The 19,941-nt window shown below is 52.5% G+C and carries 23 protein-coding genes; 6 read left to right on the top strand and 17 right to left on the bottom strand.

The features are described 5' to 3' along the window. Positions 1–22 precede the first annotated feature (22 nt). Positions 23–1,852 carry a hypothetical protein gene (locus tag LG323_RS09390; protein ID WP_404415299.1) on the top strand — a complete coding sequence of 610 codons (1,830 nt, stop codon included), beginning with the start codon at positions 23–25 and terminating at the stop codon, positions 1,850–1,852. 91 nt (positions 1,853–1,943) lie between these two features. Here the strand turns inward: LG323_RS09390 and trxB are convergent, their stop codons facing one another. The 3 genes from trxB to LG323_RS09375 form a co-directional block, all read right to left on the bottom strand. Next, on the bottom strand, positions 1,944–2,894 hold the full coding sequence (trxB, locus tag LG323_RS09385) for a thioredoxin-disulfide reductase (protein ID WP_404415296.1): 951 nt from the start codon (positions 2,892–2,894) through the stop codon (positions 1,944–1,946). 102 nt (positions 2,895–2,996) lie between these two features. Beyond that, complete coding sequence (locus LG323_RS09380; protein WP_310695249.1) at positions 2,997–3,599, bottom strand: peroxiredoxin; 603 nt, start codon at positions 3,597–3,599, stop codon at positions 2,997–2,999. Between the two features lie 112 nt (positions 3,600–3,711). Next, a complete protein-coding gene (locus tag LG323_RS09375) occupies positions 3,712–3,900 on the bottom strand; it encodes a CPXCG motif-containing cysteine-rich protein (protein ID WP_404420129.1) in 189 nt (62 codons plus the stop codon). A 171-nt stretch (positions 3,901–4,071) separates the two neighbouring features. Here LG323_RS09375 and LG323_RS09370 point away from each other — a divergent pair, with 171 nt between their 5' ends. Continuing rightward, positions 4,072–5,238, top strand: a complete 1,167-nt coding sequence (locus tag LG323_RS09370; protein ID WP_404415293.1) for a GNAT family N-acetyltransferase — start codon at positions 4,072–4,074, stop codon at positions 5,236–5,238. Here LG323_RS09370 and LG323_RS09365 read toward each other — a convergent pair. The 6 genes from LG323_RS09365 to fkpB all read right to left on the bottom strand — a co-directional run bounded on the left by LG323_RS09365 (position 5,222) and on the right by fkpB (position 10,091). Continuing rightward, positions 5,222–5,839 carry a molecular chaperone gene (locus tag LG323_RS09365; protein ID WP_404415290.1) on the bottom strand — a complete coding sequence of 206 codons (618 nt, stop codon included), beginning with the start codon at positions 5,837–5,839 and terminating at the stop codon, positions 5,222–5,224. The genes LG323_RS09370 and LG323_RS09365 overlap by 17 nt on opposite strands. A gap of 18 nt (positions 5,840–5,857) precedes the next feature. Further along, positions 5,858–7,561 carry a 4Fe-4S dicluster domain-containing protein gene (locus LG323_RS09360; RefSeq protein WP_404415287.1) on the bottom strand — a complete coding sequence of 568 codons (1,704 nt, stop codon included), beginning with the start codon at positions 7,559–7,561 and terminating at the stop codon, positions 5,858–5,860. Then, a complete protein-coding gene (locus LG323_RS09355) occupies positions 7,542–8,015 on the bottom strand; it encodes a DUF3306 domain-containing protein (RefSeq protein ID WP_404415284.1) in 474 nt (157 codons plus the stop codon). The genes LG323_RS09360 and LG323_RS09355 overlap by 20 nt, the downstream gene beginning before the upstream one ends. After that, positions 8,012–8,488, bottom strand: a complete 477-nt coding sequence (locus tag LG323_RS09350) for a DUF3305 domain-containing protein (protein WP_404415281.1) — start codon at positions 8,486–8,488, stop codon at positions 8,012–8,014. Before LG323_RS09350 ends, LG323_RS09355 begins: the two co-directional genes overlap by 4 nt. Before the next feature lie 190 nt (positions 8,489–8,678). Then, positions 8,679–9,629 carry a 4-hydroxy-3-methylbut-2-enyl diphosphate reductase gene (gene ispH / locus LG323_RS09345; RefSeq protein WP_404415278.1) on the bottom strand — a complete coding sequence of 317 codons (951 nt, stop codon included), beginning with the start codon at positions 9,627–9,629 and terminating at the stop codon, positions 8,679–8,681. Between the two features lie 12 nt (positions 9,630–9,641). Further along, the gene (fkpB, locus tag LG323_RS09340; protein WP_404415275.1) at positions 9,642–10,091 is read right to left on the bottom strand and encodes an FKBP-type peptidyl-prolyl cis-trans isomerase; all 450 of its coding nucleotides are present in this window, start codon (positions 10,089–10,091) and stop codon (positions 9,642–9,644) included. Between the two features lie 125 nt (positions 10,092–10,216). On the opposite strand from fkpB, the gene LG323_RS09335 reads away from it, so the two are divergent. The 4 genes from LG323_RS09335 to LG323_RS09320 are packed head-to-tail and all read left to right on the top strand — an operon-like array spanning position 10,217 to position 11,691. Next, positions 10,217–10,549, top strand: coding sequence for a type II toxin-antitoxin system RelE/ParE family toxin (locus LG323_RS09335; protein ID WP_404415272.1), 333 nt, complete (start codon positions 10,217–10,219; stop codon positions 10,547–10,549). Next, positions 10,546–10,851, top strand: a complete 306-nt coding sequence (locus LG323_RS09330) for an addiction module antidote protein (protein WP_404415269.1) — start codon at positions 10,546–10,548, stop codon at positions 10,849–10,851. Before LG323_RS09335 ends, LG323_RS09330 begins: the two co-directional genes overlap by 4 nt. A gap of 38 nt (positions 10,852–10,889) precedes the next feature. Beyond that, positions 10,890–11,273, top strand: a complete 384-nt coding sequence (locus LG323_RS09325; RefSeq protein ID WP_404415266.1) for a nucleotidyltransferase domain-containing protein — start codon at positions 10,890–10,892, stop codon at positions 11,271–11,273. A 1-nt stretch (position 11,274) separates the two neighbouring features. Beyond that, positions 11,275–11,691: a DUF86 domain-containing protein gene (locus LG323_RS09320; protein ID WP_404415263.1), complete on the top strand. Its 417-nt coding sequence runs from the start codon at positions 11,275–11,277 to the stop codon at positions 11,689–11,691. Between the two features lie 127 nt (positions 11,692–11,818). Here LG323_RS09320 and lspA read toward each other — a convergent pair whose 3' ends face one another. The 8 genes from lspA to murJ form a co-directional block, all read right to left on the bottom strand. Next, the gene (gene lspA, locus LG323_RS09315; protein WP_404415260.1) at positions 11,819–12,355 is read right to left on the bottom strand and encodes a signal peptidase II; all 537 of its coding nucleotides are present in this window, start codon (positions 12,353–12,355) and stop codon (positions 11,819–11,821) included. Next, entirely contained in the window at positions 12,348–15,203 is a 2,856-nt protein-coding gene (gene ileS / locus LG323_RS09310; protein ID WP_404415257.1) for an isoleucine--tRNA ligase, read from the bottom strand. Before ileS ends, lspA begins: the two co-directional genes overlap by 8 nt. 12 nt (positions 15,204–15,215) lie before the next feature. Beyond that, positions 15,216–16,238 carry a bifunctional riboflavin kinase/FAD synthetase gene (ribF, locus tag LG323_RS09305; RefSeq protein WP_310695233.1) on the bottom strand — a complete coding sequence of 341 codons (1,023 nt, stop codon included), beginning with the start codon at positions 16,236–16,238 and terminating at the stop codon, positions 15,216–15,218. An 84-nt stretch (positions 16,239–16,322) separates the two neighbouring features. After that, positions 16,323–16,817, bottom strand: a complete 495-nt coding sequence (locus LG323_RS09300) for a GspH/FimT family pseudopilin (RefSeq protein ID WP_404415254.1) — start codon at positions 16,815–16,817, stop codon at positions 16,323–16,325. Next, positions 16,810–17,034: a hypothetical protein gene (locus LG323_RS09295; RefSeq protein ID WP_404415251.1), complete on the bottom strand. Its 225-nt coding sequence runs from the start codon at positions 17,032–17,034 to the stop codon at positions 16,810–16,812. Before LG323_RS09295 ends, LG323_RS09300 begins: the two co-directional genes overlap by 8 nt. Further along, positions 17,031–17,750: a type II secretion system protein J gene (locus tag LG323_RS09290; RefSeq protein ID WP_404415248.1), complete on the bottom strand. Its 720-nt coding sequence runs from the start codon at positions 17,748–17,750 to the stop codon at positions 17,031–17,033. The genes LG323_RS09295 and LG323_RS09290 overlap by 4 nt, the downstream gene beginning before the upstream one ends. A gap of 11 nt (positions 17,751–17,761) precedes the next feature. Continuing rightward, on the bottom strand, positions 17,762–18,157 hold the full coding sequence (locus tag LG323_RS09285; RefSeq protein ID WP_404415246.1) for a type II secretion system protein J: 396 nt from the start codon (positions 18,155–18,157) through the stop codon (positions 17,762–17,764). A gap of 129 nt (positions 18,158–18,286) precedes the next feature. Continuing rightward, the gene (gene murJ, locus LG323_RS09280; protein ID WP_404415243.1) at positions 18,287–19,870 is read right to left on the bottom strand and encodes a murein biosynthesis integral membrane protein MurJ; all 1,584 of its coding nucleotides are present in this window, start codon (positions 19,868–19,870) and stop codon (positions 18,287–18,289) included. Positions 19,871–19,941 lie beyond the last annotated feature (71 nt).

Below are 19,941 nucleotides of genomic sequence, written 5' to 3'. Positions count from 1 at the left end.
ATAACTGAACTTGGTGAAAAAAATGGCATTTGATTACGGTACACAGGAACTCAATATAAAAAACCCCTTTAAGCTTGAAGGGGTTGCACGAGTCGTTGTTGGTATTATATTGGCGGTAATTGGAGGCTTCTTGTTTTATCAGGTTGCTGGGGTTATGGAGGAAAGTGTTCTCCTAACGGCTGCCTACTTTTTTGCAGGTGCTTGCTTCTTACTGATTGGTATAATAAAAGCAGTGGGTGGCTTGACACGCGTTGTTCGGTTTTATGTTGGTCGTGATGCCCCCAGTAATCTTGATAAAGCTTATGCAGCACCAGTAATTTATCAGATGCTTCGAAACAAAAAAAATCCAACATTTGTTGAACCACAAGGCCTGATTCCCCGGATTGTCCATAGCTTATTCCCTCGGCTATTGACAGCTCCTCCTGTGTTGCGAAATTATTCTCAAAAATTAATCCTTAAAGTATCAAAAACCTTATTTGCTATTCTTTTATTTGGAATTGTTGTGCTTGGCTTCCAGGTACTAACTGCTTCTGGACATGTTGATGGGTTGGCAAAGGATGCAGCTATATCAACACTGCTGGTTTTACTTGCTTTATATTTGGGCTTGTTGTGGGTTAGGTCAGAAAAACCACTTGATAGTGCTAATTTTACTTATGGCTCCACATCGGCAAAAAGCCTGTTTAAGATGTTGCTGATAGCTATAGCCATGCCTATTCTGGTGGCGCTGGGATGGAGCTTGAGCTTTAGTGGATTAAGTGGATCTGAAGTCGCTGCGTACAGTAGTATGTTTGGCTTGATTATAGAAAATAATGCAGTGGTAACGTTGGTTGCAGTAGTTCTTGCTGGTATTGTATCTCTTGTGGTTGCTTTTTTTCTTTTGATGAGTGCACGACTGAACCTGTTTCCTACCGCCGTAGACAGAACTCATTTGAATGATGAATTTAGGTTTGATGCACATCCGAAGACCCTGTTCACTCGTCTTACTAACAAGGTTATGATGTCGAGAAGAGAGCTTGATATTGATAACCGAGTTTATAATAGTTATTGTGATACCAAAGCTGCTAACAATAATAATTCGGAATTCTCAATGGAATACATTGCTGAGACGCAGCCACTTGTTCTGGAGGCGCCGGAAGGGAAATTTTATGGGCTAGCACGCACCTTGATAACATTGGCTGGACACGCGGCTAGTGCATTGGCTTTTATTTTAATGTTTCTCCTGGTAGCAGATGCTTTGTCGTCTATTCATGAGCCACCATTTTCAGGCTGGGAAGAATATGTCGTTTATTATTTAGAAATGGTGTTTTACTTTTTTATTTTACTGCTTGTTGCTGGGTATGGTAAAGCAGCAGTCCATATGTCTGATTTATTCAGATCTGAAATATTCTTTAAATCAAATGCCATCCTTTTTGAAGCTGATGGAACTTTTCAGCAATCAACAAATTATAGGGGAGAGAATCGGCATGAGGCATCAAGTGAAGAAACTGGGTTTCATTTCGATAGCACCTATAATATGTTCGGATCCAGCCTATTGACTTCAACCTTTGCTGTTTCAGGCCATCACAACTTGCAACAGCTTAGATTCGTAATGTCTATGGCCGATAATGATGAGTTCTCTAAAGAAATTATTGATGATCTTTCGTATGAGATGAAAAAGATTGAAAGAGACGTTCAAACGAAGCGCGATGCTGATATTCAAGCAAGTATGAAAAGAAAAACAGATGCTATCTATGAGCAAAAAAGCGCTGAACTTGCTGCTATGGCAAATATGGGCGTTATACCCTCCCCACAAGATACAAGTGCTAATCTTGTCGCTAAAGATGATGTTGATGTCAAAAAAATCGAGGAGTAAAAATTATATGTAATCATAACCAGCCCATATATCTGGGCTGGTTTTTACCTGAAATTACAGCCCATATATCTGGGCTGGTTTTTACCTGAAATTACAGCCCATCCAGATAGCGTTCGGCATCCAGGGCAGCCATGCAACCGGTTCCGGCTGAGGTGACGGCTTGGCGGTAGATGTGGTCACAGACATCCCCTGCAGCAAAAACACCGGGAACACTGGTGGCTGTGGCGTTACCCTTGAGACCGGATTGCACCTGGATGTATCCGCCTGCCATATCCAGTTGGCCTTCAAACAGGTCGGTATTGGGTTTGTGGCCAATGGCAATGAACACGCCCATCACCTGCAGCTGTTTTTCACTGCCATCGGTGGTGGATTGCAGTTTCAAGCCGGTGACTCCCTGCTCATCACCCAGCACTTCATTCAACTGGTGATTCCAGAGAATATCAATGTTGCCATTTTTGGCCTTTTCAAAAAGCTGATCCTGCAGAATTTTTTCGGATCTCAGGCTGTCACGGCGATGCACCAGGGTGACCTTCTTGGCGATATTGGAAAGATACAACGCCTCTTCAACTGCGGTATTGCCGCCACCGATGACAGCCACTTCCTGATTCTTGTAGAAGAAACCATCACAGGTGGCGCAGGCAGAAACACCCCGCCCCATAAAGGCTTCTTCACTGGGTAGACCCAGATACTGGGCGCTGGCCCCGGTGGAGATGATCAAGGCATCGCAGGTGTAGGTGCCCTGGTCGCCGGTCAGGGTAAAGGGTTTCTCTTTCAGGTTGACCTGGTTGATGTGGTCAAACTGAACTTCGGTTTCAAAACGCTCGGCATGCTTGCGCATCCGCTCCATGAGTTCCGGGCCCTGAACACCCTGGTCATCCCCCGGCCAGTTGTCGACATCCGTGGTGGTGGTCAGCTGGCCACCCATTTGCATGCCGGTAATCAACAGAGGCTGCAGATTGGCGCGCGCTGCGTAAACGGCTGCGGTATAGCCTGCCGGGCCGGAACCGAGAATAATCAGCTTGCTATGGCGGGTCGTGCTCATGAATGCTCCTGGTAACAAGGGTCAATAAAAAGGGCCGACTGATCGCCGACCCCTTAAGACTAACGCGTTGCTCGGCAACTTGCCTTAAAGCAACCTTAAGTCTTACAGCTGCTCAGAAGATTCTGCCAGATAATCGGCAACACCCTTGGCATCCGCTTTCATGCCTTTTTGGCCTTTAGTCCAGCCAGCAGGGCAAACTTCACCATGTTCTTCGTGGAACTGCAGAGCTTCTACCAGGCGTACCATTTCATCGACATTGCGGCCCAGAGGCAGGTTGTTAACGATCTGATGCTGAACCACGCCTTCTTTATCGATCAGGAAGGAAGCACGCAGAGCAACGCCTGCATCAGGATGTTCAATGCCATAAGCACGGGTGATTTCGTGTTTTACGTCAGCCACCATGGTGAATTCAACTTCACCGATGCCGCCGTGATCAGGGCTGGTGTTGCGCCAGGCGTGGTGAGTGAACTGGCTGTCAATGGAAACACCGATGACTTCGACGCCCAGTTCCTTGAACTTGGCCATGCGGTTGTTGTGAGCAATGATTTCTGAAGGGCAGACAAAGGTGAAGTCCAGTGGCCAGAAGAAAAGTACACGATACTTGCCGTTGGTGTCAGAAAACTTGAAGTTTTCAACGATGCTGCCATCGCCCTTTACTGCTGCCGCTTCAAAATCAGGTGCTTGACGGGTTACAAGTACAGTCATTCCAAAACCTCCTAAAGGCTATAAAAGAAAACAAAGGTCTCTGCCTTTGCTCTAAAAAATCGGATAGAACTTTAATAATATGGGTACGGAGCAGCAGGATTGCAAGGGCTGGTTAGTCAGAATCCCGTTTCATTTCTGCAGCCACCAGCTCACCATTCATACCGACCTGGATGGCTACAGAGATCGGAGCACAGCAGACTTCGCAATCCTCAATGTACTCCTGGCTTCCTGCGGAAGTATCCACTGCCAGCTCCAGATTGCTGCCACAATAGGGACAGTTATCCTGAATCGTAATCAGCATGGCTTCGTTCATCGGGGCACCTCCTAGCAAGGCTGCACTTATAAAGGTTAGCAGCCAATCACAGGAAAGCGAGCAATCACTGGGCAGGACGGTTAAGATTGCGAAAAGTGAATAAAAAGGCAGTCGATTTTGTTGACAGCACAAAACATGGTTTGTACTTGGCACCCAAGGTTGCAGGATCTTCCTGAAAGATCCTGGCAGCAGCTGGTTGGTCAGGCTTACCCTTTTCTGCGTTATGAGTTTTTGCAGGCATTGGAAGAGACCGGCTGTGTCAGTCTGGCAACAGGCTGGCAGCCCTGTCATGCTGCAGTCTGGGAGGGTGATCGTCTGGTGGCGGTTTTGCCGGGTTACCGCAAGTATCACTCCCGGGGTGAGTATGTTTTTGATTTTCAGTGGGCGGAGGCCTATCGGCATTTTCCTGATCCTGAAACCGGAATCATGGGTCGTGATTACTACCCCAAACTTCTAAGTGCCATTCCCTTCACCCCGGCAGGTGGGCCGCGTCTGGTGATGGCTGAAGATGCCCGACCGGAAGAGGTGCTGGCTTGTCTGGCTGATGCCATTCAGGTTTTGCTGGCCGAGCAATCAGCAACCGGTGAAAGACTCTCCGGTTGGCACCTGCTGTTTCCTGATACTGACCAGACCGCTCTGGTGAGTAAGCACTGGCCCACGCCTTTACTGCAACGCCATGGCTGCCAGTTTCACTGGTTGAATCGTGACTACGCTGATTTTGAGGCTTTTCTGGCTGCCATGACCAGCAAAAGGCGCAAGGAAGTGCGGCGTGAAAGACGTAAGGTGGCGGATCAGGGTTTGTCTTTGCAGCGCTTCAAGGGTAAAGACATCACCCCGGAAATGATGAGTCAGTTTTATACTTTTTATCAGATGACCTATCACCTGAGAGGGCAGCGTCCTTACCTGACGCAAAGCTTCTTTTTGCAGTTACTGGAGACGATGGGCGATGCTCTGATGCTGGTTATGGCTTGGCACCAGGGCCGGGCGGTGGCGGGCGCTCTATTTTTTGTGGGTGAGAAGACGCTTTATGGGCGTTACTGGGGTGCCCTGGTGGAGGCGGATTGCCTACATTTTGAGGCCTGTTATTACCAGGGTATTGAGTTTGCCATTGCAGAGGGTTTGCAGCGTTTTGATCCGGGCACTCAGGGGGAGCACAAGATTTCCCGGGGGTTTGAGCCGGTTCTGACCCACTCCTTGCACTGGCTGCACGATGAACGCTTTTCCCGCGCTGTGGATGACTTCCTGCAAAGAGAGCGGGCGGCAGTGGCTGACTACCGGGAGCAAGCCAGCCAGCTACTGCCGTTTCGTTCTAATGCGCCGGGCTGAAGAGTTTCACAGCTTGAGGCTCTTCGGGTTTTTGCTTCAGGGTGATTTTTTCGTGCTGAAAGAAAGCCAGGGCCAGAGTGGCAACAGCCTGATAGAAAACGGCACTGCCGGCTTGTTGAACATCCTTGCACAGGGCTTCCGCCCAGGGTGCCAGATGACGGTGAAAAAAGGTGGCCTGGCGCTCTTCGCTGGCACCCTGTTGAATCAGCAGGGACATGACTTCGCACAAGGCGGCAATATGGTCTTCCGGTTCCTTGTGTTCTTCCGTGCGCTCAAAACCCAACAGTTTCAGATCCCGGCGTAACTCTATCAAGGGGGCTTCCATGATCGATCCGGTCAGATACCAGGAGGCAAAGGGGGTAACCTCGCCCTGGCCGATGCCGATAAACAAGGGCAGGTATTCATCGGCCAGCTGCTCGGGTGTTGCCCGCTGGGCCGCCATTTGCAGCATTTGCCAACCCAGTTGCAGATCATTTTGTTGCTGAGGATCGGTTTCCAGAGTGCGCAACAATTCCAGCAGCTCGGCGTTGGGGGCATCCCGAAGCAGAGCCGCGAGCAGGGCATAAATATCAGCGCGTAAAGCCTGGTCTTCCTGGTGCATGGTGATCTCCTTGGAGTCTTAGAGGCGCAATTGGGCTTCAGGGTCGGCGGCCAGTTCACGATAGCTGTCGCGTACGCGACAGTCTTCGCACATTTGCAGGCGTTTGGCAGCTTCGCCTTGGAAATAACTGTGATTTTCCAGTTTTTTCATAATGCTGGTGATGGTGCTGCGATTCCCGAAGGACTTGCCGCAACTGATGCAGTGAAAGGGTTCTTCTTCTTTTAAGATTCGCTCTTCCAGGCGGATACCGGGTGCCGCGACAAAACGGGGCTCCAGGGTGATGACTTTTTCCGGGCAACTGGCTTCACAAAGGCCACATTGCACGCAGTCCCCTTCCATAAAAGCCAAGCGTGGAGCTGTTTCATTGCCTCCCCGCAAAGCTCCCGTGGGGCAAAGGGCAACACAACTCATGCACAGAGTGCAGTTATCCACCTGAATGCTGACCTGACCAAAGGGTGCCGTTGCCGAAAGCAATACAGGTTCCTCTCTGGCTTCCGCCTGTTCATAAAGGCGCTCCAGCGCGGCATTCAGGGTGCCTCTTTTGCCCTCCCATTCAAAGGGATCAGTGGCGGGCTGGTCATGCCAGCGACTCAGCTTTTGATCCAGGGCTTCCAGTTCGCTGTTCAGGGCATTGCAATGAACCAGATTGATGCGTGCAGCAGGGTGCCCCAGGGTTTCCAGCAGTTGCCCGGCCAGGCCGACTTCCTTGTTAAGAAGAGTGACCAGGCTGGCAGGAGTTTCGTCACTGATTTGAATGCTGACAAAAGTGCAGCCTGCACACAAAAGTGAGAACCAGATTTCCATGCCCACTCCGGCGGCTTCCTCTAAAGGTAAAGGCAGCACATAATCAGGCAGGCTGTTCAGATCCGGTGCGGCTTCTTCGCCGTAAATCAGCAAGGCAGGTTTTGTGCCGCCGGCATCCTGATAGTTTTTGATCAACTGGCGCAGTTGGCTCAGGCGGTTGGGCGGCTGGGGCGAAGTGAAACTGAGCGCACCCGTCGGGCAGGCGGTGGTGCAGCTGCCGGCACCGTGACAAAGCGCATCATTCACTGCAATGATGAAATCATGGGTGGGGGTGTGATTATGGCTGCTGATGGCATCCGCGGGGCAAACATCCAGACAGCGGGTGCAGCCGGTTTTGCCGCGGTCGGCATGGGCACAGATGTCATGATTCACCTGAATGTAGGTGGGTTTTTCAAACTCGCCACGCATGCCGCTAAGCTCATCAATTACCTCATTCAACTGAGTGGAGCCCGCTGTCGGAGCGTAATAACCGGGCGGTGACAGTTCACTGCTGATCAGTTGCTGGCCGCTCAGATCCAGAACCAGATCAAAATGCTGCTGGCCGATCAGGGCTTTGGCCGGATTGAAGCTTTCCTGTTTTTCCGTGTCCATCACCTGAAGTTCAAAAGCACCCAGCCAGCCTTGCAGACTGACCAGGGGGGCATAAATCAGTTTGGCATCCGGGGCGGCATTCAGGGCCTTTTCCAGATGTTCATCATCCTGGCTGGAGATATCACCCTGAGCCAGAAGAGTAATGGAGCTAAGATCCGTCAGCTGCTCGGCAGTTAATCGAGCCAGATCTTCCGGGCCAATAATCAGCAGGTGACCCTGGCTGGAATAAGTCATGCTGCCGGACTGGGCGGCCAGATTGGGAGGAAGGCTGTTCAGGGCCAGTTGACGGGCCAGGGCATTGCTGGTTTCAGGTTTGGGCATCATCATCGCTTTCTTTATTATCAGGTTGAGTCGTGTCTGCAACGGGCTGGTCTTCTTCCTCCAGCCACTCATCGAGTTTGTCTTTGAACAGGGAACGCATTTTTCCGGCGGTTGCACTGGTCAGGCTGACGACCTGACTGTAATCCTCAGCATACTCATCCAGCTCACTGATGGTGTTGAAGCCGGGTTGGTGAAAGAGCTTCTGCAAAGCTTTTTGCTTTAAGGCCCTGCTGACGCCTTCAGCAAAAAACATGGACACATCACTCTGGTCATCCAGGCTTTCCAGGTCCGGCATATCGGCATCGGTCAGCTCTTTATCTGGGGTTTCCTGAAGCGCTTCCTGGGCTGAAGCCTGATCTGGAGTTTGGGCAGGCGGTTGATTTTCCGCTGCTTCCAGTTCGTCATCCAAAGGCTGCCCTTGTTTGCGCTTTGACCAGCGTGAAAGAAAGGCTTCACTCATGGTTTGGCTCCAGTGGTGTTTTTCTCTGGTTTGGGCTGGCCGCGCAAGCGACGATTGGCTTCCCTGGGGTCCACCCATTCGCCGTGGTGCGCCATAAAGGCTTCCAACCAGGCGTGAATCGCAGTAGGCATGGGGATATCCAACACCGGCTGACCGGCATCCATGGAATCCGCGGCTACGTCCTGGCAGACGGTGACCTTGTGAGGAACCCATACCTGGTCGTCCAGCTCACGGCAAATTACAAACACCTTGGGTGCCTGAGAGGAGAGATTGAAACGGTAGGCACTGCGCTCATCACGGAAAAGCTGCAGCTCCAGAGCGGTTGCTTCCGGGTTATCCAAAGGCTGCTGACTGATTTCTGCAACTTGCCAGCTTATGCTTTCCCAACCCCTGGACAGGGTGATTTTCTTTTCCAGAAGTACCCATAAGGGCCAGGCGTTGAGTGAAGGTTTACCCTGTGTCGCTGTAGTCACTGGCGGCTCCTGAAATTGTTTTCAGGAAAGAGCAGCAAGTCCTGTGCCTTTTGAGCCGGGAGAAAAAGCACAAATAACCCAGGAGTTAGTGGGAGAATTGCCCTGGAAAAGGGGGGTTAAAGCAGAGGGATTCGGCTTTCAGGGGCAGGAGGCGGGTCATTTTGACCCGCTGGGTCTTTTCCTGGCTGGCTTAGACTTCGGTCAGGCGCAGCTCTTTGGGCATGGAGAAGGTGATGTTTTCAGGGCGTCCTTCCAGTTCAACGGGCAGATCGGCTCCCCAGTCATTGAGCTGTTGAATCACATCCTTCACCAGGACTTCAGGCGCGGAAGCACCGGCGGTAATGCCGATACGACGGGCCTCTTTCAGCCATTCTTTTTTCAGATCATCCGCACCATCAATCAAATAGGCTTTGGCACCCATGCGTTCAGCCAGTTCACGCAGACGGTTGGAATTGGAGCTGTTGGGGCTGCCAACCACCAGCACCAGATCCGAGTTCTCGGCCAGGGTTTTCACGGCATCCTGACGGTTCTGGGTGGCATAACAGATATCGTCCTTGCGCGGCCCGCTGATGTTGGGAAAGCGCTCGCGCAGGGCATTGATCACCTTGGCGGTATCGTCCATGGATAAGGTGGTTTGGGTGACATAGGCCAGATGATCCGGGTCTTTGACTTCCAGCCGGGCGGCATCGGCTTCGCTTTCCACCAGGTAGATTTTGCCCCCGTGGCGGTCATCATAACGCCCCATGGTGCCTTCCACTTCGGGGTGACCTTCGTGACCTATCAGAATGCACTCCTGACCCAGGCGGGCATAGCGCAAAACTTCCATATGCACCTTGGTGACCAGCGGGCAGGTGGCATCAAACACCTTGAGATTGCGCCTTTCCGCCTCTTCCTGCACGGCCTGGGAAACACCATGGGCCGAGAAAATAACGATCACATCATCCGGCACTTCATGCAACTCATCAACAAATCGGGCACCGCGATCTCGCAGGGCTTCCACCACAAAACGGTTGTGAACCACTTCATGCCGAACATAAATGGGCGGGCCGAACACATCCAATGCACGGTTGACGATTTCGATAGCCCGATCCACCCCGGCACAAAAGCCGCGAGGATTGGCCAACTGGATGCTTTGAGTCATAAATAACCTGGTTTACTGAACAGAGGCAGGAGCCACATCAAGAATTTCGACTTCAAAAGTCAGGGTTCGCCCTGCCAGAGGATGATTGAAATCCACCTTGACCTGACGCTCATCAATTTCAGCCACAACACCCGGCAATTCGCCACCGGCCTTGTCGGTGAAACCCAGAATCATACCCACATCCAGCTCTTCGATATTGGCAAAATCGGAACGTGAAAGCATCTGGATATTGCTGGGGTTGTGCTGGCCAAAAGCCTTCTCGGGAGGCACGGTAAAGGTATCCTTCTGGCCCGCCTGAAGACCATAAAGACAGCTTTCAAAACCCTCGGGCAAATTGCCATCACCAATCGTTAGGGTGGCCGGGTCACGGTCAAAAGTGGAATCCACCGGCTGACCGTCTTCAAGATGCAAGGCAAAATGCAGGGTGACCTGAGTGCCGTCACCGATTTTCAAATCTTTCATGCGGGTATCCATAAGGTGAGAAGAGTGATTGAATTTATTTTAACATGCACACTGGAAGGCAGTAACCTACTTCTCTACTCGGATATGGATTGATCATTTGTAGCTTTAAAGCTACACTTCTTGCCATGATCGAAATTACTCACTATTTGACTGCAGACGGTCATGACCCTTTTCAGACATGGCTCGATCAGGTGAAAGCGAAAGATGTACGTGCCGCAATGCGTGTTCTTACTCGTATCAACCGGCTGTCAGCAGGAAATGCAGGTGACTGCAAGTCAGTGGGTGGGGGTGTTTTTGAGATGCGTATTACCTATGGGCCTGGATACCGAGTTTACTACACCCATGTTAAAGACAAGCTGGTCATGCTCATGATTGGTGGTACCAAAAAGCGTCAAGCATCTGATATAGAGCAAGCCAAAGCATTTCTGGCTGATTATCGTAAGAGGACTAGTAAATGAAAAGCCATGATACCGCTGTTGTTGAAATGCTGCGTAATGACCCAGAAATGGCCATTGAATATCTGCGTGCCGCTTTTGATGAAATGGATGAGGAAGGTGGTGAAGCAGCTTTTTTGATGGCTTTGCGCCACCTGGTTCAGGCTCAGGGTGGTATGACTGAGGTGGCTAAAAGGGCAAAGATTTCACGGGAAAGCCTCTATCGAGCTTTAAGCCCAGAGGGTAACCCTAAGCTGCGTACTATCACTGCGGTGATGAAAGCCACTGGGATACACTTTCATCAGCTTACCCATTCAGCCGCTTGATTTTTTGCCGGGCCAAAGCTTGAAAGAGGATCGTTAACATGTTGCCAGTTCTGACTCAGTTCGCTGAAGACGATCCCAGAATTCTTGCACTCTGGATTTATGGCTCCCGGGCGCGTGGTGATGCCGGGTCTGGGAGTGATTACGATCTGGCGGTTATTTTTGCAACCTGGGAGCCGGATGCTTTGGAAAGGCGCTTAAGGCCTGAAGTTCTGGCACTGGAATGGCAGCAAACCGCAAAGTTGCAAGAAGGTGGACTGAGCATCGTTGACCTGGCCTGCTGCTCTGTACCTCTGGGTTGGAGTATCCTTTCTGAAGGCAAACTCCTTGTGGATAAAAGACCTGAAATTCGCATGACCATTGAATCCAGAATCTTCTCAATCTGGGAATTGGATTATCTACATACTCAACAAAGGATGGCGTGAAATGGTACCAGTCGCACCCAGCTATTTGATTTCTCTGACTGAGCATGTCAATGAGTGTGAAAGGGACTTACTCCTGCTCAAAGAAAAACTAGAAGCAGAATCCTGGTCGCGTTTTGAAGAGTTAGCGGCTGAACGTAGCTTGCAGTTATTGATTGAAGCAGCCATAGGTGCAGCAAAACACTGGTCGAAAATGTCCACTGGACAGACGATTAATGAAGGGCTGAAAGCCTTTCAGTATCTGGAAAGTGCTGGCTTGATAGAAAGTCAGGTGCCCTGGAAAAAAATCATCGGTTTACGAAATGCCCTGGTACATGACTATCTGGACGTCGATCCCGAGATAGTTCAGTCAGTTGTCCGTAGTGGCTATTATCAGCAACCTTTGGATTTTGTGCGTCAGGCAGTTAAAGCTCTGGGTTAAACAAACCCTCTGCCGGGCTTTCTGTACTTACCCCGTTTTAGTGGAGACCTTCAGTCACCACTGGAGGTGCTGCAATGCCTCGGTACAACAGCCCCAAAAAACGTCAGTTCAGCTTTGAATTCAAGCGTTAATCTCTCTTCCCTTCCTTCCCAAAAAACGCCAGCCAGATGATCAGAGCAGCCCCGACGCTGATTCCGGCATCGGCAATGTTGAATGCTGGAAAGTAGTTGTGGTTCCAGTGAAAGGCGAGGAAATCGACGACATAGCCGTGAAGGATGCGGTCATGCAGGTTGCCCAGAGCACCGCCAAGGATCAGAGCCAGGGCGAGGGCGGTGAGTTTTTCATTGGGCTTAAGGCGGTTCATCCAGCCCCAGAGGAAGAGGCTGGCGATCACTCCGAGGGTGACAAAGAAAACCCTTTGCCAACCTCCGGCTTCGGCCAGAAAACTGAAGGCTGCGCCGGTATTGTGCAGTAAAACCAGGTCAAAGACCGGCAGCACTTCAATACGCTGGCCGTAATCCAGGCTGTTGCTGACCCAGGCCTTGCTGATCAGATCCAGGGCAATAACGGCCACAGCCACCAGCACCCAGGGCAGGTTACGCTGCTGCCAGGCGAGGCTGGACAGCAGTTCTTTCAGCTTAGGCGCTTTTTTTTCATTAGGCATAGCGGCGATCTTCACCGGGGCCATCGGGCAGGTTGCTGATGCAACGACCACAGAGTTCAGGGTGGTCAGAGTGACTGCCCACATCTTCACGGTGGTGCCAGCAGCGGGTGCACTTCTGGTGCTCGGATGCAGCCACTTCAACTTTGAGTTCTTCCAGCTCGGTTGACCGTGCATCGCCACCTTCAGCCAGGGGCTTGAGAGTGACTTCCGAGGTTAGCAGCACAAAACGCAGTTCTTCACCCAGACGTTTGAGATCGGTCAGCAGGGCATCGGAAGCATAGAGAGTCACTTCTGCGCTCAGCGAACCCTTGACCAGTTTTTCATTACGCGCATCTTCCAGGCATTTGTTGACGGCATCCTTCACTTCCATCAACTGTTCCCAGAAATCACGGCCCAGATCATTGCTGCTGTCTTCGGGCAGGGCAAAGAGGCCGTCATACCAGGTGGTCAGGAAGATGGATTCAGGGCGCTCACCGGGCAGGTGTTCGTTGATTTCTTCCGCAGTGAAGCAGAGGATGGGAGCCACCCAGCGGATCAGGGCTTCAGCAATATGATAAAGCGCGGTCTGGCAGGAGCGACGACCGCGAGAATCGGTTTGCATGGTGTACTGGCGGTCTTTGATGACATCCAGATAGAAGCCACCCAGTTCCTTGACGCAGAAATGATGCACCTGCTGGTAGACATCCAGGAAGCGATAGTTGGCATAGGCTTCTTCCATGCGTTTTTGCAGGCGCAGAGCGGCATCCACGGCCCAGCGATCCAGAGCCAGCAGCTCATCGGCAGGCAGGGCATCACGTTGCGGCTCAAAACCATTCAGGTTAGAAAGCAGGAAGCGTGCCGTGTTGCGAATGCGGCGATAGGAATCCGCCGTGCGCTTGAGAATGTCATCGGAAACGGCCATTTCCCCGGAATAATCGGTTGAGGACACCCAGAGGCGCAGGATATCGGCCCCCAGTTTGTCCATGACTTCCTGAGGCGCTACAACATTACCCACCGACTTGGACATCTTGCGGCCATGCGCATCCACAGTGAAACCGTGGGTCAAAAGGCTGCGATAAGGCGGGTGACCGTCAATCGCGCAACCGGTCAGCAGGGAGGAATGGAACCAGCCGCGGTGCTGGTCGGAACCTTCCAGATAAAGATCCGCACGCGGGCCTTTATCATGCCCCAAGGGGTGAGAGCCGCGCAGAACGTGCCAGTGGGTGGTGCCGGAATCAAACCAGACATCCAGGGTATCCGTGGCCTTGTCATAATCAGCCGCTTCATTGCCCAAAAGCTCTTCGGCAGGCATCTTGAACCAGGCATCAATGCCTTCGTCTTCAACCTTCTGGGCGACTTTTTCCATCAGCTCCAGGGTGTTGGGATGTAATTCGCCGGTGGCCTTGTGCAGGAAAAACGGCAGGGGAACACCCCAGTTGCGCTGGCGCGAGATACACCAGTCCGGGCGGTTGGCAATCATGGAATGCAGGCGTGCCTGACCCCAATCCGGGTAGAATTTGGTTTGCTCGATACCGGCCAGAGCTTTTTCACGCAGCGTTTTGCCGTCTTCACCCTGAAGATCCATGCCCACAAACCACTGGGCCGTGGCGCGGTAGATGACCGGGGTTTTGTGCCGCCAGCAGTGCATGTAGCTGTGCTTAATCTTTTTGTGCGCCAGAAGGCTGCCGGTTTCCTGCATTTTCTCGACGATCTGCGGGTTGGCTTTCCAGATCATCTGGCCGCCGAAGAAAGGCAGGTCATCGGCATAGACCCCATTGCTTTGCACGGGGCTGCGGATTTCATCAAAGCTCATGCCTTCAGCACGGCAGGTATTGAAGTCATCCATACCATAGGCGGGCGCCGAGTGAACGATGCCGGTACTGCCCACTTCCGCCTCCACATAATCGGCCAGGTAAACCGGTGACAGGCGATCGTAAAACGGATGGCGGAAGTTGATCTTGTCAAAGGCTTCACCCTGAGCCGTGGCAATGACTTTGCCTTGCAACTCATAGCGTTCCAGGCAGGATTCCACCAGAGGTTCAGCCAGAACCAGCAGGCGCTCACCTACATCCACCAGAGCGTAGGTGAATTCCGGATGCATATTCAGTGCCTGGTTGGCCGGGATGGTCCAGGGTGTGGTGGTCCAGATGACCACGGCGGCAGGCTTGGGTAGCGTGTCCAGGCCAAAAATTTCCGCCAGGCGAGTGTCATCTTCACAGGGGAAGGCAACATCCACGGCATCGGATTGCTTGTCGGCATATTCGACTTCAGCTTCGGCCAGGGCAGAGCCACAATCAAAACACCAGTTAACCGGCTTGAGGCCCTTGAAGACATAGCCGCCCTTGACCATTTCCGCCAGGGCGCGGATTTCACCGGCTTCATTGCTGAAATCCATGGTGCGATAGGGTTTTTTCCAGTCGCCGATCACGCCCAGGCGGACAAAATCCTGCATCTGGCCCTTAATCTGCTCACTGGCGTAATCACGGCAGAGATCACGCGCCTTGTCGGCAGGCAGGTTTTTGCCGTGGGTGACTTCCACCTTGTGTTCAATCGGCAGGCCGTGACAATCCCAGCCGGGTACATAGGGCGCATCATAGCCGGACAGAGTGCGCGACTTGACGATAAAATCCTTGATGATCTTGTTGACGGCATGGCCGATATGAATGTTGCCGTTGGCATAGGGAGGGCCATCATGCAGCACAAACTTGGGGCGACCTTCGCCCTGTTTGCGCAGACGGCTGTAGATATCCATCTGCTGCCATTTTTCCAGGCGTTTGGGTTCCTGTTTGGGCAGCATCCCACGCATGGGGAAATCGGTTTCCGGCAGGTTCAGAGTTGCTTTGTATTGATCCGTATTCTTGTCAGTCATGGTCAGGTGTCATCAAGGTTGGTTAGCTGGAAAAGTCAGGGGTGCTGTGGCCAGAAGTGGCTGGATTTCATGATCCGGCCAGGCCGAACCGGGCACCCAATCCGGGTGGGCCTGATTAAAGAACTGAATGGAGTGGTCAATATCCAGGGCAATGTTTTCTTTCAGTTCTTCCAGGCCGCTGAATTTCTTTTCATTGCGCAGCTTGGCCAGAAAAAAAACTTCCAGCGGCTGGGCATAGATTTCTTCCCGGAAGCCATGCAGGTGAACTTCCAGAGCGGGTAGAACGCCATCGACGGTCGGGCGCAGGCCAATATTGGCCACACCGGGCCAGAAGTCACCGTTTTTCAATCGGGCCAGTACGGTGAAAACACCGTTCAAGGCAGGCTTGCGAATACCCAGCAATAGATTGGCTGTCGGTACACCCAGGGTTCGACCCAGTTTGCGGCCATGCACGACACGGCTGGCAATCTTGTAAGGGCGGCCCAGCATACGGGCAGCACCGGCCAGATTGGCGCTGGCTAAAGTGGTTCTGACGCGGGTACTGGAAACGCGCTCTTCATCCATCAAAAAGGTATGGGTGTGCTCAACGCCAAAGCCTTTCCGGGGGCCGAGTTTCTCCAGCAGATGAAAATCACCGGCGCGATCACAGCCAAAGCGAAAATCATCACCCACCACCAGATGACGCACACCCAGGCCATCCACAAGGACTTGCTGGATGAATTCTTCACCGGTCAGCTGGCGCAAACGACTATTGAACTGCAGGCAAACGATCCGCTCGGCACCGTATTCAGCCAGGCGTTCGACTTTTTCCCGAAAGCGCGTCAGACGTGCAGGAGCCTGATCACCGGCAAAAAACTCCCGTGGCTGGGGTTCAAATACCATCACAGTGGCTGGCTCCCCCAGCTGCGCGGCTTTTTCCCTGACTTGCTGCAGGATTTTCTGGTGGCCCAGGTGCACGCCATCGAAATTACCGATAGTGGCCACACAGCCCCGGTGTTGGGTGCGCAGATTGTGAATACCGCGAATCAGTTCCATGCAGGCTCTAGCCAGACCAATTGAAGAAGTGGAGGACAACCCGTGATTATATAGAAGTGAAAGGCCAGCGAACAGCGCCCCGCTTCAAGGGGGGCAGCTATTAACCAGGGATGAAGGCGGGTCATCATTGATGCGGGGGCGACCCGTGACCGAAAAGGTGACGGCCTTGGCGTCCTGCTGGGTAAAACCCGAGCAAGGCAGAAGGGTGCCGCCCGAGCTTCTCTGGGGCAAAGGCTGCAGGGTGATGTCATGATCGGGAAAAGCAATCTTCGTAGTGTTGCCGGGAAATTGGCGTAAGGGTTTCAGGGTTTGATCAACCAGTAACAGGTCTGCACCCAACCGGGAAGAGGAGCAGCTCTGGGCATTCTGGGTTATGCAAAGAGTGAGTTCCTGTTGGTGCAAGGTCGCCAGGGTGCGAGCCAGTTGCACTATGGCTTGAAGGCGGTTCAGTTCAGCTGCCTGGCGTTGTTTTTCCTGCAGGGATTGATAGCCGGGGAAGGCAACTCCCATCAGCACGGTGAGTATTGCCAGTGCCACCAGCATGTCCAGCAGATTCATACCTTTCTGGTGGTTAATCATCTGAGCACGCCTGTGCCAGAGGGCAGGGAGGACAGGTCGATGTTTTGTTGCTGTCCAGTTGTTTCAACAGCGTCTGGCAGTTCTGATAAAGCTGAAACTGATGGTTGAGATAACTGCGGCTTAAATCCTGGCTGGCCAGGGTGATCAGCAGCATGGCCAGAAGCACAAAAACCAGAAGAGGCAACAGTAAAAACCCTTGCTGTCGTGAAGGTCTCATGGGGTTGGCTCCCGTAGATTGGCTCTGCCCAGCACCAGGGTTCTGAGATGCCCGTCATCAGGTGGGTTGAGGGTTTCGCCCCAGAGGGTGATTGAATGGGAGGCTTGTTTGCCATCAAGTGCCTGATCGGAAACCACCAGTGCCGCAAACTGAATGGCTGTGACTTCTTCCCAGGGATCACTGAAATCCTCAGCTTTTATCCAGCTGGACGAATCCGGGCTGAAGAAGCGCAAACGCAGCAATTCAACCTGAGCAACCAGGGTTTGTGAGTTGGTCAGGGTTTCAGCTTTATCCTGGCTGGAAATCTTGTGAGCCAGACCCCTGCCGTAGGATTTCTCATCAACGTGCCAGAGACTGTAGTCGGCTGTTTTACCTTGAGGTTGGCGATTGATCAGCAACCAGTCAGAGGAACGAAAGCTGGCAAAGCTTCTCTTTTGGATATGAGAATCGCTGAGTTGAATGGAGGCTTCCCTGAGATCCGGGTAATCATGGGTGGCCGCTCCCGCTTCCAGCAGTTGGTAGCCACTGGCCAGATCCTGCTTCAAAACCAGCTCGGTTAGTCGTGCTCTTTCTTCCAGGCGCAGCCAGACAGACTCTTCAGCTTGTTGATGCACCAGGCTGGCAAATATTTGGGTGGCGGCCAGGAGTAAGAGACTGCCTATAGCACTGACCAGCAGCATCTCCAGAAGCGTAAAGCCAGAAGTTTTCCTTTTCATATGGCCTCCTGCTATTGCGTGGGTCGCCGTATTTCCCTTGGGCCGGTCGGGCTTTGCCAACTCAGCACAATTTCCTGGCTTATAAGTTTTGTCTTCAGGTCGGGAAGTTTCTGGCTGGTCTGACAAAGCAGGCTGAAATCAAAATCGGCTTTGGGGTGTTCAGGTGAGCACTGGCTGCTTTTCAGGGAGACTTTCAGGCTGCCGGGTGGTGAGATTCCTGAGCCCAGTTGCAGGGCAAGATCTTCGGCTGCTCGGGCAGCCGCTGCTTCCTGCTGGATGAGGAGTCGAATCTGCAGGCTGGAAGTCAGGTGCTGTCCTACGGTAATGGCCAGCAAGGCAGTCAGTATCAGAGCAACCAGCAGCTCCATCAGCGTGAAGCCGGTCTGAGTAGGTATTTCCAGTGACATAGAGCTTCCTCCCTGAAAGTAAAGTCAAATTTCAGGTTAGAAGATCAAGCATCAGGGTTGATAGCGAAGGCCGGTTTTTTTGATCCGGCCAACCAGGAAGTAAATAATGTAGCTGTTTTTTACCGGGGGTTACGAGGTGGGTTTAAGCTGCCTGGGGCGAACACCGGCAACCAGCAGGGCCAGGCCATAAAGCCCTCCACCCAGAATGACCAGCAGAGCCAGGCGCAGTATTCGCTCGGTAATACTCCATTCCAGCCAGATCGAGGTTGCAGGGCTGAACCAGATCAGCAAACCCACCATCAGCACCAGGGCAAAACTGATTTGCAGAGCAAAGCGCCCCCAGCCGGACATCCAGTGCAGAACACCTTCCTTGCGCAGGCCTCGGGCCAGTAAACCGGCATTTAAAAAGGCCGAAGCCGCCGTGGCCAGAGCCAGACCGGCATGGGCCAGAGGCACGATCAAAATCAGATTGAACACCATATTGGCGGTCATGGCCTTGATAGCGATGGTCACCGGGGTGCGGGTATTCTGGCGGGCAAAATAGCCGGGAGCCAATACCTTGATCAGCATAAAAGCCAGCAGGCCCAGAGCATAGGCCCGTAATGCCAGAGCAGACATTTCCACATCCACTGCGGTCATGGCTCCATACTGGAAGAGAGTAATTAACAAGGGTTCAGCGAGCAGTACCAGAGCCAGTGCCGCAGGCAGGCCAATCAGCAGCACCATACGCACCGCCCAGTCCAACAACTGGGAGAATTTTTCCTTATCCGCCGTGGCATGCTGGCGCGAAAGTGTAGGCAGAATCACCGTGGCGATGGCAATACCAAACACACCCAGCGGCAGCTCCACCAGACGATCGGCATAATACAGCCAGCCCACACTGCCATCCGTGAGGAAAGAAGCCAGCAGGGTATCCAGTAAGAGATTGATCTGGCTGACGGAAACCCCAAACAAGGCTGGAGCCATGAGTTTTAATATCCGCCGCACACCTGAGTGTTTCCAGTCGGGAATAGGCACAGGCAACAGGCCTTCGCGAGCCAGAAACGGCAGCTGAAAAGCCAGTTGTACAATCCCGGCAATCAATACCCCCCAGGCCAGAGCTTCAGCAGAAGATCCGGCCCAGCTGCTCAGAAAAACAGCACTGGCAATCAGACTGACATTCAGTAAAACCGGGGTGAAGGCGGGAATGGCAAAGCGGTTGTAGGTATTAAGAATACTACCGGCAAAAGCGGTCAGGGAAATCAGCAATAAATAGGGGAAAGTGATTCTCAGCAGGTCTACGGTCACAGCCTGCTTTTCCGGATCGTTGGCAAAACCCGGTGCAAACACCCAGACCAGCAGAGGTGCAGCGAGAACGGCCAGACTGCTCAAGCCCACCAGTGACAAGCCAAGACAACCGGCCACTGCATTGTTCAGGCGTTTGACTTCAGCCCGGCTTTTGTTCTCGGCGTATTCGGCAAGTACCGGAATAAAGGCCTGGTTGAAAGCTCCTTCAGCAAACAAACGGCGCAGAAAATTGGGGATTTTAAAGGCAACAAAAAAGGCATCCGCAGCACCCCCGGCCCCGATCAGGGTGGCAATGACAATATCCCTGGCCAGACCGAGAATGCGCGACAGAAACGTCATGGCGCTGACCACCAGGCCAGAACCCAGAATTCCACGTTGTTTCGGGGCCGGTTCTTGTGTTTGTTTTGCGCTGTCAGATGTGCTCATGGCCAAAGAACTCAGGTTACCGGATGGATGCCCACAAAAAAACCGGCATTAAGCCGGCTTTTATGTGCCTG

The sequence above is a fragment of the Marinospirillum sp. genome (genome assembly GCF_044810985.1).
Taxonomy (GTDB): Bacteria; Pseudomonadota; Gammaproteobacteria; order Pseudomonadales; family Halomonadaceae; genus Marinospirillum.
The sequence above is the reverse complement of the archived record's forward strand: the minus strand, read 5'-3'. Positions and strand labels throughout refer to the sequence as shown.

What these genes read in the sequence shown, in the direction of transcription:
- LG323_RS09390 (WP_404415299.1), top strand. Translation starts at nt 23, where the DNA reads ATGGCATTTGATTACGGTACACAGGAACTCAATATAAAAAACCCCTTT.
- trxB (WP_404415296.1), bottom strand. Translation starts at nt 2,894, where the DNA reads ATGAGCACGACCCGCCATAGCAAGCTGATTATTCTCGGTTCCGGCCCG.
- LG323_RS09380 (WP_310695249.1), bottom strand. Translation starts at nt 3,599, where the DNA reads ATGACTGTACTTGTAACCCGTCAAGCACCTGATTTTGAAGCGGCAGCA.
- LG323_RS09375 (WP_404420129.1), bottom strand. Translation starts at nt 3,900, where the DNA reads ATGCTGATTACGATTCAGGATAACTGTCCCTATTGTGGCAGCAATCTG.
- LG323_RS09365 (WP_404415290.1), bottom strand. Translation starts at nt 5,839, where the DNA reads ATGCACCAGGAAGACCAGGCTTTACGCGCTGATATTTATGCCCTGCTC.
- LG323_RS09360 (WP_404415287.1), bottom strand. Translation starts at nt 7,561, where the DNA reads ATGATGATGCCCAAACCTGAAACCAGCAATGCCCTGGCCCGTCAACTG.
- LG323_RS09355 (WP_404415284.1), bottom strand. Translation starts at nt 8,015, where the DNA reads ATGAGTGAAGCCTTTCTTTCACGCTGGTCAAAGCGCAAACAAGGGCAG.
- ispH (WP_404415278.1), bottom strand. Translation starts at nt 9,629, where the DNA reads ATGACTCAAAGCATCCAGTTGGCCAATCCTCGCGGCTTTTGTGCCGGG.
- fkpB (WP_404415275.1), bottom strand. Translation starts at nt 10,091, where the DNA reads ATGAAAGATTTGAAAATCGGTGACGGCACTCAGGTCACCCTGCATTTT.
- LG323_RS09335 (WP_404415272.1), top strand. Translation starts at nt 10,217, where the DNA reads ATGATCGAAATTACTCACTATTTGACTGCAGACGGTCATGACCCTTTT.
- LG323_RS09330 (WP_404415269.1), top strand. Translation starts at nt 10,546, where the DNA reads ATGAAAAGCCATGATACCGCTGTTGTTGAAATGCTGCGTAATGACCCA.
- LG323_RS09325 (WP_404415266.1), top strand. Translation starts at nt 10,890, where the DNA reads ATGTTGCCAGTTCTGACTCAGTTCGCTGAAGACGATCCCAGAATTCTT.
- LG323_RS09320 (WP_404415263.1), top strand. Translation starts at nt 11,275, where the DNA reads ATGGTACCAGTCGCACCCAGCTATTTGATTTCTCTGACTGAGCATGTC.
- lspA (WP_404415260.1), bottom strand. Translation starts at nt 12,355, where the DNA reads ATGCCTAATGAAAAAAAAGCGCCTAAGCTGAAAGAACTGCTGTCCAGC.
- ileS (WP_404415257.1), bottom strand. Translation starts at nt 15,203, where the DNA reads ATGACTGACAAGAATACGGATCAATACAAAGCAACTCTGAACCTGCCG.
- ribF (WP_310695233.1), bottom strand. Translation starts at nt 16,238, where the DNA reads ATGGAACTGATTCGCGGTATTCACAATCTGCGCACCCAACACCGGGGC.
- LG323_RS09300 (WP_404415254.1), bottom strand. Translation starts at nt 16,817, where the DNA reads ATGATTAACCACCAGAAAGGTATGAATCTGCTGGACATGCTGGTGGCA.
- LG323_RS09295 (WP_404415251.1), bottom strand. Translation starts at nt 17,034, where the DNA reads ATGAGACCTTCACGACAGCAAGGGTTTTTACTGTTGCCTCTTCTGGTT.
- LG323_RS09290 (WP_404415248.1), bottom strand. Translation starts at nt 17,750, where the DNA reads ATGAAAAGGAAAACTTCTGGCTTTACGCTTCTGGAGATGCTGCTGGTC.
- LG323_RS09285 (WP_404415246.1), bottom strand. Translation starts at nt 18,157, where the DNA reads ATGTCACTGGAAATACCTACTCAGACCGGCTTCACGCTGATGGAGCTG.
- murJ (WP_404415243.1), bottom strand. Translation starts at nt 19,870, where the DNA reads ATGAGCACATCTGACAGCGCAAAACAAACACAAGAACCGGCCCCGAAA.